Genomic DNA, 12,643 nt, shown 5'->3' with positions numbered 1-12,643 from the left:
AGCCCCGGAAGTCGTGAAGCCACGGCGCCAGTTGGTCAGACCGGCCGCTCAGGCGGTGGGCAGGGGAAACTTGACATGGGTGAGGAGTTCGGAAACCTCCCAGAGCTTTCGCGCGGTGTCATCGTCGAGGGCTTCACCGGACAGTTCTTCGAGGGCGGCGGGGCCGCGTACCCCGAACCGGCTGGGGCCGGAGAAGCTGGCGCCGGGGACGTTGCCGACGGTGGCCAGCAGGGTCGGCCGGGCCCCGCCTTCGGCGCTTTGGGCCAGGAGCCGCGTTCCCAGTGCGAGGGTGTGGTCAAGGATCCGCCGGCCGGTGGTCATGGTGAATCCGGTGGCTGCCCAGCCGGGATGCGCTGCCGTGGCCAGGATCGGTGAGCCGGCCCTGTCCAGGCGGCGCTGCAGCTCTCGGGTGAACAGCAGGTTGGCCAGCTTGGTCTGTCCGTAGGCGCCGAACGGCCGGTAGGGCCGTCGTTGCCACTGCAGGTCCTCGAAGTCGATGTGCGCGTTGCGGTAGTTGGTGGAGGACACGGTGATCACCCGCCTGGCGATCTGGCTCAGGAGCAGATTCGTCAGTGCGAAGTGTCCGAGATGGTTGACGCCGAGCTGGCTCTCGAAGCCGTCGGCGGTGTGCTGCAGGGTATGGGTCATGGAACCGGCGTTGTTGATCAGATAGTCGATGGGGCCGTCCACCGTGCGGGCGAACTCACGCACGGAGGCCAGCGACCCGAGGTCGAGCGGGCGTGACTCGGTGAGGCCGCCAATCTCGGCGGCGGCCGCGCGCCCGCGGGTCTGGTCGCGCACGGCGAGAATGACCCGGGCGCCCTTCGCCGCCAGTGCGGCAGCGGTGGCCTTGCCGATGCCGCTGCTGCCGCCGGTGATGATGACGGTCCGGCCGGTCTGCTCGGGGATGTGCATGGTCATGAGGTGAGGGCGATCTTTCCGTGATCGGGTTGCGCGGTGGTCAAGATCAATGGTTTCCGGAGGTGCCGCTTCACAGGCTGTCCCAGAAGTCCGACAGCATGCGGGCGGACCGGGCCGGGTCCTGCAGCATCCACCAGTGACCGAGCCCGTCGAGGTCGACGGCACGGGCGCCGGCGCGCTGGGCGGCCCGGTGGCGGAGGGCAACGCTGCCGGCAGTGAGGTCGTCGGTGGCCACGGGAACCAGGCCGGGCCGGGCCGCTGCGGCTGCCAGATCGCGCCCGCGTTCGGCCAGCATGTTCTCGGGCACCGAGCGGTACAGCGACAGAATGGCTCTGCCCATCTCGGGGCCCTGCCCGAGCGCCACCTGGCCGGCCGCCGGCTCCGGGATGCCCCACGAGATCATGCGCGCCGTCCGTTCCGCGGCGTCTCCCGAGAAGGTGTCCTCGATGTGGCGTTCCCCGTCCCCTGGTGTCTGCCAGGTCTTTGCGATCTCATGCCACGTGAAGCCCGCTTCGTACCCGCCGATGGTGTCGCTGGTCCAGCTGCGCACCAGGTCGGGACGGGCCATCGCGACTTCCAGCACGTAACCGCCGCCGAAGTCGTGACCGACCAGGTCCACCGGGGTGCCGAGCCGCGACAGCTCGTCAATGAGCCAGTCCCGGTAGTCCAGGAAGGTGGCACCGAAGTCCGCAGGAAGTGCGGCGCCGAAGCCCGGAGGTGAGAGCCGGACGACGTCCTGCCGCCGGGGCTTCGGCAGCTTGCTGATCAGAGGGGTCCAGACCGCAGAGGTCACCGGGACGCCGTGGACAAAGACAATGGTCATGCCAGGTATGACACCACCGTGCCGGCGTAGGCGTCCAAGTCCTGTATTGCACCTCGTGATGCAAGAACTGCATAACGGGGGACTAGCCTGAGGACATGCTTCCCGATCTGGACCTACGACTGGTCCGGTACTTCACGGTCGTCGCCGAGCAGCTGAACTTCGCCCGAGCGGCCGAGGAACTGCGTGTCGCCCAGCCCTCCCTGAGCCGCCAGATCCAGCGCCTGGAGAACACTCTCGGCGTGCGTCTACTGGAACGCACCACCCAGGGCAGCCGCCTTACCGCCGCGGGCGCGGCCTTCCTGCCCCAGGCACAGCAACTGCTGCACGGCGCCCAGCAGGCGGTCCGGACCGCCCGGGCCGCGGCGCCGGCGCGCACGATCACCATCGGGTACGCCGACGATCTCGTCATCACATCCGCCGTGCGCGACCTGCGCCATCGCTGTCCCGACGCCCACGTCCGCACTCGTCACCTCGGCTCACAGGACGCCTCCATGCTGCTGGAGCGGCAGGTCGACGTCCTGGTCACCCGCACGCCGCTGCCCATCCCGGCCGAGGAACTGGAGGTGACGGTCCTGTACTCCGAGGCCCGCGTCCTGCTCGTGCCCACCTCGCACCGCCTCGCCGGGAAAGAGGCGGTCACGGCCGACGACATCGCCGCGGAACCACTCGTGGGCTGCACCGGGATGGGCGTCGTATGGACCACCTTCTGGCGGCTCGAACCCCGATCGGACAGCGAACCCGCCCCGGTGGGTCCTACCTTGGCCGAGACCTACGAGGACAAACTCGAGGCCATCGCCGACGGCACCGCCATCGCCATCGTCCCGGCCGGCGACCGGCGCCACACCCTGCGCCCCGGCCTGGTCACCGTTGCGCTCGACGGGATCGAGCCTTGCCAGATCGTCGTAGCCACCCGGACCGCAGACACGAACCCACTCGTCACGGAGTTCGTGCGATCCGCGAAGAATCTCCTGGCCGGTCCCATCACCAGCGTTGCGACTCCTTCCGCCCTTTCTGCGTAGCGTTGTCCTGACCGATGGGAGGGCCTCGGGCGGCTTTGATCGCCTGGCCGATCGTGACCGCGTTGATCCCGAGCAGGTCACACAGCACTTTCTGCGGGCGGATCGGCCCCCGGGGAGGATCGGACCGGATCTTGGCGCTGTAGGGACCAAGAGTCACGTCGATGAGCCCAAATCGCGTTGGTCTGCGCGAGTCCTTGCCGGTCGACTCGGGCCGCCGACGGATGCCGTCGTTCACCTGCGCCGCAGCTGTGTCAGCAGGCCAGCGATCGTAGGGGTTCGCTAGGCGCGGTCGATGAGCACCTGGACGCCGTCGAGGATGCGATCAAGGCCGAAGTCGAGGGGATCGAGCTCGGCGGAGGTGAATGCGCCGTCGGCGATCGCCTTGGTCAGGGCGGGGAAGCGATCGCTGTGGCGGTTGAGCAGCTCGCTGGTCAGGCGGCCCCATTCACGGTTGTGGTCCTCGTCGAAGTCGGCCCGTTGCTGGGCGAGGCTGCGTACCTGCCCGGCGACCAGGAGGAAGACCTGGTGGCGTTGGCCGGCGGTCAGGCCGGTCGGTTCCAGGGCGGCCAGTGCGGCGTCCATCCAGGCGAGCTGGTGGGGGCCCATGATCTGCCGGCGCATGGCGGTGGCGGCCAGCAGCCAGGGATGGGCCTGGTAGACCTCCCACTGGAGGTGGGCCCACGCGGAAAGCCGAGCTCGCCAGCCGGAGCCGACGGCCGACAGGTCGGGAGGCTCGGCGAGGACGGCTTCGACCATCAACTCGACGAGTTCGGTCTTGCCGGGCACGTAGCGGTACAGGGCCATGGCCGAGACGCCGAATTCGGTGGCGACCTTGTTCATCGAGACGGTCTCCAGCCCTTCGGCGTCGGCGAGGGTCACGGCGGCCTGGGCGATGCGCTGGGGGGTGAGGCTGGGCTTGGGGCCGCGGGCGGGTTGGTCCTGTTCGCCCCACAGCAGCGCGATGCCTGTCGGCAGGTCGCGCGCCTTCTTGTCCTTGTTCTCGCGCGGCTTGGCTGCCCTGGCCATGGTCGCTCCCCTTGATGAGGTCGTTCGCGGACGTTGGTTGACACCCTCCCACAACTGTATATAGCGTAAACACGCTTGTTATCACTATAAACAGTTTAAGGAAGTAACAGATGCTGGGCGTCGCTATCGCCGCAACCGCCACCGCTGTCATCGCCGTACCCGCCGCCGGCCTGCTCGGCTACCGCCGGCTCAGGCGCACCGCCCACGCCGAACGGCTACGCATCACCAGCCCGTACGGCATCGAGGAATCCGGGTTCGTCCGCATCGGCGGCATCGACCAGTGGATCACCATCCGCGGCGAAGACCACCGCAACCCGGTGATCCTGGAACTCCACGGCGGCCCCGGCGCCACCAACCTGATCTTCGCCTCGCGCACCCGCGTCTGGGAGCGGCACTTCACCATCGTGCGGTGGGACATGCGCGGCGCAGGCAAGACCTTCGCTCGCGGCGGCCCCGACGGACAGGGCGACCTGAGCCTGCGGCGACTCGAGTGCGACGCCCTGGAGGTCACCCACCACGTCCGTGCCCGGCTCGGCGTCGGCAAAGTCGTGCTGCTCGGCTGCTCCTTCGGCTCCTTCGTCGGGCTGCGCCTGGCCCGCAACCACCCGGAGCTGTACTCCGCCTATGTGGGCACCGACCAGAACATCAACGCCGGCGGCCGCGACCACACCGCCTACCGCGCGCTGCTGGACCGGCTTGGCACGGCCGGCAAGCGCAAGGAACTGGCCGCCGTCACCGCGATGGGCCCGGACAAGTCGGCCTGGCGCGTCGAGGACTGGTCACAGTACAACAAGCACACCGTCGGCTCCGACCCGCTCACCTTCGACACCATCAAGACCGTCGTGGTCGGCTCCCTGCTGTCCTCGCCCCTGCACTCCCTGCGCGAACTGCCCGCCTACACCAAGGCCATGAGCTTCTCCCAGCGCGTCACGCCCGAGTCCGCGACCATCGACGAATGGGCCGAAGGCACCACGTTCGCCATCCCGACCAATTCCTCGACCTGATGCTCACCAAGGTCCGGCCCCTGCTCACCAGCCAACCGATCCCCCGGTGAAGCGCCACACCCCTGACCATCACCAACCCGTCGGCCCGGCCACTTGGACAACGTCGTACTACTTCGACTGCAGGCTGAACCCATTCGACGGCCGCGGCGAGCGCGGCGGCCTCCCCACTCAGGGCGAGACCGGACGGTCGGCCATCGCGTCCAGCCGGTCGATCGCCTGCTGCCTCGGCAGGTCGGCGCCCTCAGATAGGCCGCGCTGTAGCCGTCCTCGCCAAGATGCCTGATCAGGGCACGGATCTCGGGGTCTCCATGATCGAGCGCCCCTTTGATCCTTTCGCTCATCCTCAGCGCGTGCGCCGCGCCCTTCGGATCACCCTCCAGCGCGAGCAGCCTGCCCAGCCACTCGCAGACGCTGGCGAGGTGACCGGGGTTGCCGTAGGCGAACGCGCCCCACACCGCCGAGGAAGCAGCTCGCGCGCCCGCGCGGTCTCGCCCTCGGCGAGCAGGAGGGACACTCGCTCACCCGCGATCAGCCCCCGGACGACCTCCTCTTGCATGGGCACCCGGTGAATGAGCGTCTGGAGCCGGTCCAATGTCTGATGGACCTGCTGGTACTCTCCGGAGCCGCGCAGGACCGCCGCCCTGCGCGGCAAGTCCTTCTGCTGGCAGCATGGGTTTCAGCGTCACCCGGCGCCACGCTTATGTCAGCCAGGGCTGACCCATGGACCGCAAGCCTGGGGAGCGGCGGTACATGCATGGTATGCCGCCGATATGCGAGGTAGCCGTCACTGCCACTGCCAGGACAGATCGCGAAGTGTCACTGGAGTACTTGTCCCCTTCGACGCCTCGCCGACGGTCACAGATCTGGAACCCACCGGCACCGAACGGTCGACGCCGGACCGCTCGCTCACGCCAAGGGGGCACCACCCCCAAATTCGGAAGGTCGGCTTGCCGGTTTCAGGGTCTTAGCCGCGATCGATGGCCTGGGCGGTGAGCAGGCAGGCGAACGCCGCGACGGCGAGTACTGTCCGGACGAGGTGCAGGTTGAGCCACCGCTGACGGATCTCGTGCCAGTCGGCGGGCAGTTTGTCCGGGTTCCAGGTGTCCACGACGCGGTTGAGGGGCTCCAGGCCCGTCAGGGTGAGGGCGACCGTGAGGATCACCAGGAGCAGGGCCGCCGAACTGAGGCCGAGGGTGAGCCATCCGCGGGGCCACGACAGGGCCGACGTGACGAGCGTCGCCGCGATGCCAGTCAGGAGGAGCGGCGGCATCGCGCGCCCGTAGTCGACGTTGAGCGCCTGCCAGTAGCGGACGTACGCGGGCCCGGGCAAGCTGCCCACGGACGGCGCGAGCACCACGAACAGGACCCCGCCCGCGTACAGGCCGACCAGTGACAGTGCGACCGTTCTGGACGCGGTGAGAGCCAGGGACACCGTACGCCTCCCGGGAAACGAAGTATTGAAGAGAATCAAACCTTTTCATTAGATGTTCATCCAGTCAATATATTCTGAGACCATAGTCACCGATGACTGAGCAGAGGAAGCGGCGCCGCTACTCCAGCGCCCTGCGCCAGGAACACGCCCAGGCCACGCGACAGAAGATCGCGACGGCGGCGGGGGAGTTGATGGTCGCCAAGGGCTACGCCGACACCACCATGGCCGAAGTGGCGCGCGAGGCCGGCGTGGCTGTTCAGACGCTGTATTCGTCCTGCCCGGGTGGCAAACCCTCACTGGCCAAGCTCGTCTACGACATCACCCTGGCCGGGGACGCCCGGTCGCTGGCGCAGAGCGACCGTCCCGCGATCGAGGCGATCCTCGACGAGCCGGATCCGGTGCGCAAGCTGGCCCTGTACGCCGCCATGGCGACCGCGATCCTCCGGCGTATCAAGCCCGTGCACCGCGTCCTGCGAGCGGCCGCCGCCGCGTCCCCGGCCGACGCGGGACTCCAGGACGTGCTGGTCGGCATCGAACGGGAAAGGCTGACCGGAAGCCGTGGGCCGGCCGAGCACCTCCACGCCCTCGGAGCGTTGCGCCGCGGACTCCCGCCGGGCCGGGCGGCCGAGCAGATCTACGTCCTCACCTCGACGGAGAACTTCGAGAAGCTGACTGAGGTGTGCGGGTGGAGCGAATCCGAGTACGAGGAGTGGCTCGCCGCCATGCTCGCGGCGGCCCTGCTCGAACATCCAGGGCGCGCCGACGCCCGCTGATGTGGGGACCGGCCGCGGCTCATCCTGGGCGTGACCGCCCATCCGCTCGGCGCCTGGACGGCCCAGCAGGCCCGCGACCCACTCATGGACCTCGGTGACCGGGATCAGATCCGCCCGCTTCCTCACCCGCGACCGCGATACCGAATTCACCGCTGCCTTCGACGCCCGCCCGCACGCCGCGGGCAACTGCTATGCCGAGCGGTGGGTGTGCGCACCGTACGGGCCGAGTGCACCGACCGCATGTTGATCTACAGAGAGGGGTGCCTGCGCTCGCTGCCGGCCGAGTACGCCGATCACTACAGCGGCCACCCGATCACGATGAGGCAGGCGCATCATCCCGAACAGGCTGAGATCGCCTTGACGGAGGTGATGGCCGCCCTCAGCGACCCGATCCGCGTCGGGCTGGTGCGGGTGCCTGCCGCCGGACGCGAACGCGGCTGGGGAGAGCTGCGGGCGCCGGCCTGACGCGCACCCGGCAGGGAGGGGACCCGCTGCTACGTGGCCTTGCGCCGGCGGATCTGCAGGCGAGGCATCGTGGACAATTATCCCTTCGCCGCCAAGGTGATCCCCGCTGTGGAAGAGGTTCTTCCCGCGGCCAGGGCCGCCGGGATCCCGGTGATCTTCATTCGTTTCGGGCTCCGGGGCTCAGGGCTTGACGTGGCAGCGGGGAACCAGTTGATCAGGGGCCTGCATGGGGCGGGGACGCTGTTCCACGAAGAGTCTCCCGAGACGCTCGTGCATTCGCGCATCGAGCCGTTGCCGGGCGAGGCCGTCGTTCTCAAGCGCAGGGCCAGCGCGTTCGCGGCGACCGACCTCGATCGCCTGCTGCGCGCCCAGCGCGTCGACTCGATCGTGCTGACCGGCGTCGCGACCGGGGCGGTGCGTCTTCCCGGCCAAGGGTGCTGACGTCCTCACCGCCCACGAGTGGACCGCTCGCCTGTGATCGTCCGCCAGGGGTGGCGGTCAAGGGAGACGTAGGGCGCCGATAGAGGCACGGCCAAGGCAGTCGCTGTGTCGCTGACTAGGGAGGGAGCCACATCAGCGGGACTGGCGCAGGGAGTCGAGATAGTCGCGCAGACTCTGAGCAGTGCGCTCCGAGCTCCAGATTTTCAGTACGTGGGGCTCGTCCTGGGGTTGGGCGGCGGCGATGCGGTCGCGGGCCGGCCGGTGGAGTTGGAGCTTGGACAGGGCGTACACCTCGGGCGGGACGGCGGACAGTTCTTCGGCCCGTCGCAGTGCCGCGGTGAGTAGATGCCCGGGCTCGATGATCTCGTGTACCAGACCGATCGCGGCGGCCTCACCGGCATTCAGCCGATCGTTTCGCAGCATCAGCGTGTCCAGTGCCGGGCCCAGAGCATGGCGCATGATCTCCAGCGGGACCGTTGGGAACGGCACTCCGGCGGCGAGTTCGGTGAGCCCGATCGTGCCGGCCGACATCAGCCGCAGGTCGCAGGCGGCCGCCAGCACGCAGCCGCCAGCCAGGGCATGACCGTTCACGGCGGCCACGACGGGTTTGGGATGCTCGAACAGGGCGAGCATCGCACGGCTCAGTGCTGGCAGGAACTTCTCGATGTACTGGACGCCGCCTTCCACAATGCGTTTCAGGTTCACACCCGCGCAGAAGGACCGCCCGCTGCCAGTCAGGACGATGGCGTGGGCGCCTTCGACGGCGGCGAGGGCCTCAGGAAGAGCGGTGAGCAACTCCAGATCCAACGCGTTCACCGGCCCGCGGGCCAGCGTGAGTACGGCGATGCCTTGGTGGTCGGTTACGTCGATCATTGAGTCACCTCTTGAGTTCGCCGCATTGCCGGTGCGCTGGGGACGGTGCGCTGGGGAACGCGCAGCCCGACGATCACCTTGTGTGTCGCGTCCTCGGAGCGGTGCAACTGGCCCCACGAGGTAGGTACCGTGGGTGGATCTTAGGCGGCCTCGGTGGTGAGTGCCAACGCCGTATTGTCGGTCGGGGCAACTCGGTGAGGCGGCCGATGACCTTGACGCGGCGGCGCGTCTCGCCGAAGGTGAGCTTTCCATGAAGTAGGAAGGCCAGGTAGAGGCCCATCAGCACGCCGCCGGGGCACGGCATGCGCCACCGGCCCATCCCGCCAATGGCGTAGATCGCGGAATGGGCAATCAGCGCGAAGCGAACGGCCGTTTCCGTATGGGGACAGCCCGTATTTCTGGCGATTCCGAAAGGCCACCAAGAAGGTCTCCGCCGCGACGTCGTCGGCCGCTGTCGGCCCGAGACGGGCGGAGGCATAGCGGTGGATGACGTGGAAGTGCCTGCGGAAGATCTCCGCGAACCTCTCAGGATCGAGCAGAGATCGATCAATCACCTCGGAATCCGACACCTCGTGGGCGCTTGTTGTCGCGGCCTCAACCGCAAGAGGATCGTTCATGCACCAGGACGCCTTCCGGAAGGGAGTAAGGGACCGCTGTTATTGCCCGGGGCCCCTGACTTCTTCACGAAATCATCCAAATTCCTGCAGTCCTCGCGATGTCCTGGCAGGGCCGCAGGCCGGGGACTCCTTCCCGGGCGTGAGGCCCGCGGCGACGACGTCGATCAGCAGGTCGAGGACTTTCGCGCGGGCGCCGCCGGTTCTGGCGGCCTCGTCCTCCGAGCCGGGGCGGAAAGGGGCCTAAGGGATGATGAGTCCCCAGAACAGGGCCCAGGGCACGAACGCCAGCCCGGCCACCAGCAGCAGCCAGAGCCGGACCCGCCCCTCAGGGGCCGGCGCGATGTCCTGCACGGCGGCGCGGCTCGCGCCCTTGGCTCCGTGGGCCGGGCGGCGGCGGGTGCGCCACGCGGTGACGGCGGTCGTGATCCCGGCCGCGACCACGGTCACGGCGAGAAGCTGGAGCAGCAGCCAGGGCACCGGCCGGCCGAGCACGACCGGCCCGATCACGGTCGCGCCGGTCAGGGCGAGGACACCGACGTAGCCGAGGAAGCCCAGCGTCGTCGCCGCCAGCGCGGCGACGAACACGCGGGCGGGCCGGGCGGCCACGGGGACGCCCCGGCGCCCGCGCACCCGGCGTACGAGGGCCGCGACGGGATGGCCGAGGCAGGCGAGCGCGAAGAGCGTGAGCGCCACCGGCTGCCACCAGGGCGCCTCGTACCAGGCGAGCGGCCCGTCCACCGGCTCGCTCACCCGCGCCCGCGCCTGGGCCGCCGGGATGCTGACGCTGGACGGCGGCGCGCCACCGGCCTGAGACTCGATCCAGGCCGTCTCCAGTTCGGCGTAGCTCGCCGGCAACAGGTCGGGCCGGTCGAAACCGTCGTCACGGGTACCGTTGAGGTTGTGGCGCACGCCGTCGATGAACCGGATCGTGTGGTGCTCGTTGCCGCCCCTGGCCAGCGCCGCCGCGATGATCTTCGCGCTCTCGGCGGGCACCGCCTCCCTGTCCAGGGTGCCCCACACCGCGAGGACCGGCTGGCGTATCCGCTCCCACTCCCGTACGGGATCGTGCTCCGCCTCCGCGAACAGCCCGGCGGCCACAGCGTAACGGGTGAACCGCCATGGCAGCGCCGTGACGAGCGACCCCCGCACACCCGCGTGCGCGAGCCGCTCGCCGTACGCCCACGCCTGCTGCCTGGCGGGAGTCGTGCCGACCGCCCCCGCGACGATCAGGAAGGCGACCTGCGGCGAGCGCACCGCCGCGACGGGCGCCACCCAGGCCCCCTCCGACAGGCCCCAGATTCCCACCCTGTGCGGATCGACCTCGGGCCGGGCACGCAGGGTGCGCACGGCGGCGAGCGCGTCGGCCGCCAGCATCCCGTAGTCGCGCCGCACGGGGGAGTAGCCCTCGGTGCGCTTGTCGTAGATCAGGGCCACGACGCCGCGCCTGGCGTACGCCTCGGCCTCGTCCCGGAATTCGTCCCTGGTGACCGGTCCCGCGCCGTGCACCATGACGATGGCGGGGCGCCGGCCCTTGGCCTGCGGCGGGGCGACGACCGTCCCGTGCAGGGTCACGCCGCCGGCGCCGGTGAAGGTGACCTCACTGCTGCGCACGTCCCGCGTCCCGGCGTCGGCGGCAGCGCTCCCCGGCCCGGGAGGTAACCCGGGGAGCAGTACGGCGGCGAGAAGGGCGACCGTGAACGCGGTCCCGCGGCATCTTGAGTTGCGTAGGAGCAGCATGAGCTGCTCTCCTTTCTCTGGGAGTTCGCACACGTAGAGACACGCCCTTCGCGGGCGTGGTGATGCGGTTTCCGTTCCTGGGCCGCCGGGCTGGCACCCGGCGGCCCGGACTCACACGTCCCGGCTAGCCCTCGTCACGGTCCTCGTCGCCGGGCGGTTCAGGGAAGGCCAGCAGCCGCGCGAGCACGACCCGCGCGCCCTCCGGCGTCTCCTCCGGCGGGCGCTTGTAGCGGTAGATCAGCTTCACGTACGCCTCGAGGAACTCGCCCAGCTCCTCGGCCGTGAGCGTGATCGCCGAGCGGGACCAGGCGAGGGCATCGGCCCACTCTCCCATCTCCCCGCGCTGGAGCTGGAAGCGGGTCAGCTGCTCCAACTCCTCGGCGAGGTCGAGGCGGCTGATCTCCTCCGCCACCGCGCGCATCTCGGGCGACTGCCTGCTGTATGGCGGGAGCCTGCGATCGGCCGGGACGTGCCGCCACCATCTTTCTCGCCCCCGCGACAGCTCGGGGACCTCTTCGATGAAGCCGTGCCTGGCCATCTGACGGAGGTGGTAGCTGGTCAGCCCACTGCTCTCGCCCAAGGCGCGGGCGAGTGTCGTGGAGGTGGCCGGGCCATGTCTGAGCTGCCGTTCGATGCGCTGCCGCATGGGGTGGGCCAGCAGCTTCAGCGCCTCGACGTCGGTGATCTCCTGCCGGGCGGGCGAGTCTGACATGGGGACACCGTACGGTGTGCAAAGACTCTTTGCAAATAGTCTTTGTAAGACTACGGGTACGTGGGTGGTGCTACTACGTGTGGGCCAGCACGCGGTTGTAGAGCCAGCGTCGGCCCGGCCGGCAGCAGTCCGCCCGCCACGTCTGCTTTCCGGGAACGCCGCGCACCACTACCGGTGGAGTCGCGCATTGAAGTGTCGCCAGTTGCCGTTCCGCAGAACCCGGTGGTGACGTTCGGAGTACGCGGCGGGCGTTACGTCCTCCAGTGAGCGGGCATCGGGTGTGGCCGGAGCTGTCAAGGTTGGGCGGTCGGGATCGGCTCGGCCCGCTGCCTCTCATGCGTCTTGACATGGGAGGCGTCCAGGAACAGGTGGTGCAGCACGACGTTCGCCAGGTCGCGGCGGCACCAGGAGTCGTCCGCGGCCACGATGGCCTGGCAGATCGTGGAGATCGTCGATTTGGGCAGGGCAGCCTCGGGCCGCGCACCTACGAGGGAGTCCACTCGAAATGAATCTACTTTGTAAAGGGCCCCGTATCGGTCATGCTGAAACGACCTTGACCATCGAGGACACCGACAGGACCCTCCGGCCACCACGAAGACGATCGCCCGGTTCGCCGTTCGAAGGCGGCATCCGCAGAAGGCCTTCTCCTGAAATCGCGCGGGACACGAATGTCAGGGCGCTGGCGTACCTTCCACACCGTGATCTCTTATGTGACCGGCGACGCGACCCATCCCCACGGCCAGGGACCAAAGGTCATCAGCCACGTGTGCAACGACGTCGGCAGCCGGAAGCCGGCTACC

Annotated in this window: 13 protein-coding genes; 5 read left to right on the top strand and 8 right to left on the bottom strand. The window is 69.1% G+C overall.

Features of this window, described 5'->3' with window-relative positions; genetic code table 11:
* Nucleotides 1–48: 48 nt before the first annotated feature.
* Together ACBI99_RS21195 and ACBI99_RS21190 are read right to left on the bottom strand one after the other, a co-directional pair.
* Nucleotides 49–921, bottom strand: coding sequence for an oxidoreductase (locus ACBI99_RS21195; protein ID WP_375073190.1), 873 nt, complete (start codon nucleotides 919–921; stop codon nucleotides 49–51).
* 70 nt (nucleotides 922–991) lie between these two features.
* Nucleotides 992–1,744, bottom strand: coding sequence for an alpha/beta fold hydrolase (locus tag ACBI99_RS21190; RefSeq protein WP_375073189.1), 753 nt, complete (start codon nucleotides 1,742–1,744; stop codon nucleotides 992–994).
* Nucleotides 1,745–1,839: 95 nt separating this feature from the next.
* On the opposite strand from ACBI99_RS21190, the gene ACBI99_RS21185 reads away from it, so the two are divergent.
* The gene (locus ACBI99_RS21185) at nucleotides 1,840–2,763 is read left to right on the top strand and encodes a LysR family transcriptional regulator (protein ID WP_375073187.1); all 924 of its coding nucleotides are present in this window, start codon (nucleotides 1,840–1,842) and stop codon (nucleotides 2,761–2,763) included.
* Between the two features lie 279 nt (nucleotides 2,764–3,042).
* Here ACBI99_RS21185 and ACBI99_RS21180 read toward each other — a convergent pair whose 3' ends face one another.
* Nucleotides 3,043–3,789: a TetR/AcrR family transcriptional regulator gene (locus ACBI99_RS21180; protein WP_357584985.1), complete on the bottom strand. Its 747-nt coding sequence runs from the start codon at nucleotides 3,787–3,789 to the stop codon at nucleotides 3,043–3,045.
* A 110-nt stretch (nucleotides 3,790–3,899) separates the two neighbouring features.
* On the opposite strand from ACBI99_RS21180, the gene ACBI99_RS21175 reads away from it, so the two are divergent.
* The gene (locus tag ACBI99_RS21175; RefSeq protein ID WP_375073185.1) at nucleotides 3,900–4,793 is read left to right on the top strand and encodes an alpha/beta fold hydrolase; all 894 of its coding nucleotides are present in this window, start codon (nucleotides 3,900–3,902) and stop codon (nucleotides 4,791–4,793) included.
* Nucleotides 4,794–5,757: 964 nt separating this feature from the next.
* Here the strand turns inward: ACBI99_RS21175 and ACBI99_RS21170 are convergent.
* Nucleotides 5,758–6,225 (bottom strand): DUF1772 domain-containing protein, encoded by a 468-nt coding sequence (locus ACBI99_RS21170; RefSeq protein WP_219510530.1) that lies wholly within the window; start codon nucleotides 6,223–6,225, stop codon nucleotides 5,758–5,760.
* Nucleotides 6,226–6,317: 92 nt separating this feature from the next.
* On the opposite strand from ACBI99_RS21170, the gene ACBI99_RS21165 reads away from it, so the two are divergent.
* The 3 genes from ACBI99_RS21165 (at nucleotide 6,318) to ACBI99_RS21155 (ending at nucleotide 7,904) form a co-directional block, all read left to right on the top strand.
* Nucleotides 6,318–6,998, top strand: a complete 681-nt coding sequence (locus tag ACBI99_RS21165) for a TetR/AcrR family transcriptional regulator (RefSeq protein ID WP_219510531.1) — start codon at nucleotides 6,318–6,320, stop codon at nucleotides 6,996–6,998.
* Between the two features lie 240 nt (nucleotides 6,999–7,238).
* A complete protein-coding gene (locus ACBI99_RS21160) occupies nucleotides 7,239–7,463 on the top strand; it encodes a hypothetical protein (protein WP_375073182.1) in 225 nt (74 codons plus the stop codon).
* Nucleotides 7,464–7,532: 69 nt separating this feature from the next.
* Nucleotides 7,533–7,904, top strand: a complete 372-nt coding sequence (locus ACBI99_RS21155; RefSeq protein ID WP_375073180.1) for a cysteine hydrolase family protein — start codon at nucleotides 7,533–7,535, stop codon at nucleotides 7,902–7,904.
* Nucleotides 7,905–8,036: 132 nt separating this feature from the next.
* Here ACBI99_RS21155 and ACBI99_RS21150 read toward each other — a convergent pair whose 3' ends face one another.
* The 4 genes from ACBI99_RS21150 to ACBI99_RS21135 form a co-directional block, all read right to left on the bottom strand.
* Entirely contained in the window at nucleotides 8,037–8,777 is a 741-nt protein-coding gene (locus ACBI99_RS21150) for an enoyl-CoA hydratase/isomerase family protein (protein WP_357584995.1), read from the bottom strand.
* A gap of 857 nt (nucleotides 8,778–9,634) precedes the next feature.
* Complete coding sequence (locus ACBI99_RS21145; RefSeq protein WP_375073178.1) at nucleotides 9,635–11,005, bottom strand: alpha/beta hydrolase family protein; 1,371 nt, start codon at nucleotides 11,003–11,005, stop codon at nucleotides 9,635–9,637.
* Between the two features lie 250 nt (nucleotides 11,006–11,255).
* Nucleotides 11,256–11,843 (bottom strand): helix-turn-helix transcriptional regulator, encoded by a 588-nt coding sequence (locus tag ACBI99_RS21140; RefSeq protein ID WP_219517194.1) that lies wholly within the window; start codon nucleotides 11,841–11,843, stop codon nucleotides 11,256–11,258.
* A 293-nt stretch (nucleotides 11,844–12,136) separates the two neighbouring features.
* A complete protein-coding gene (locus ACBI99_RS21135) occupies nucleotides 12,137–12,343 on the bottom strand; it encodes a hypothetical protein (protein WP_375073176.1) in 207 nt (68 codons plus the stop codon).
* Nucleotides 12,344–12,643: the final 300 nt, after the last annotated feature.

This window comes from Nonomuraea sp. ATR24, assembly GCF_041950485.1.
GTDB classification, from domain to species: domain Bacteria; phylum Actinomycetota; class Actinomycetes; order Streptosporangiales; family Streptosporangiaceae; genus Nonomuraea; species Nonomuraea ceibae.
The sequence above is the reverse complement of the archived record's forward strand: the minus strand, read 5'-3'. Positions and strand labels throughout refer to the sequence as shown.

What these genes read in the sequence shown, in the direction of transcription:
- ACBI99_RS21185 (WP_375073187.1), top strand. Translation starts at nt 1,840, where the DNA reads ATGCTTCCCGATCTGGACCTACGACTGGTCCGGTACTTCACGGTCGTC.
- ACBI99_RS21190 (WP_375073189.1), bottom strand. Translation starts at nt 1,744, where the DNA reads ATGACCATTGTCTTTGTCCACGGCGTCCCGGTGACCTCTGCGGTCTGG.
- ACBI99_RS21150 (WP_357584995.1), bottom strand. Translation starts at nt 8,777, where the DNA reads ATGATCGACGTAACCGACCACCAAGGCATCGCCGTACTCACGCTGGCC.
- ACBI99_RS21165 (WP_219510531.1), top strand. Translation starts at nt 6,318, where the DNA reads ATGACTGAGCAGAGGAAGCGGCGCCGCTACTCCAGCGCCCTGCGCCAG.
- ACBI99_RS21195 (WP_375073190.1), bottom strand. Translation starts at nt 921, where the DNA reads ATGACCATGCACATCCCCGAGCAGACCGGCCGGACCGTCATCATCACC.
- ACBI99_RS21175 (WP_375073185.1), top strand. Translation starts at nt 3,900, where the DNA reads ATGCTGGGCGTCGCTATCGCCGCAACCGCCACCGCTGTCATCGCCGTA.
- ACBI99_RS21140 (WP_219517194.1), bottom strand. Translation starts at nt 11,843, where the DNA reads ATGTCAGACTCGCCCGCCCGGCAGGAGATCACCGACGTCGAGGCGCTG.
- ACBI99_RS21160 (WP_375073182.1), top strand. Translation starts at nt 7,239, where the DNA reads ATGTTGATCTACAGAGAGGGGTGCCTGCGCTCGCTGCCGGCCGAGTAC.
- ACBI99_RS21180 (WP_357584985.1), bottom strand. Translation starts at nt 3,789, where the DNA reads ATGGCCAGGGCAGCCAAGCCGCGCGAGAACAAGGACAAGAAGGCGCGC.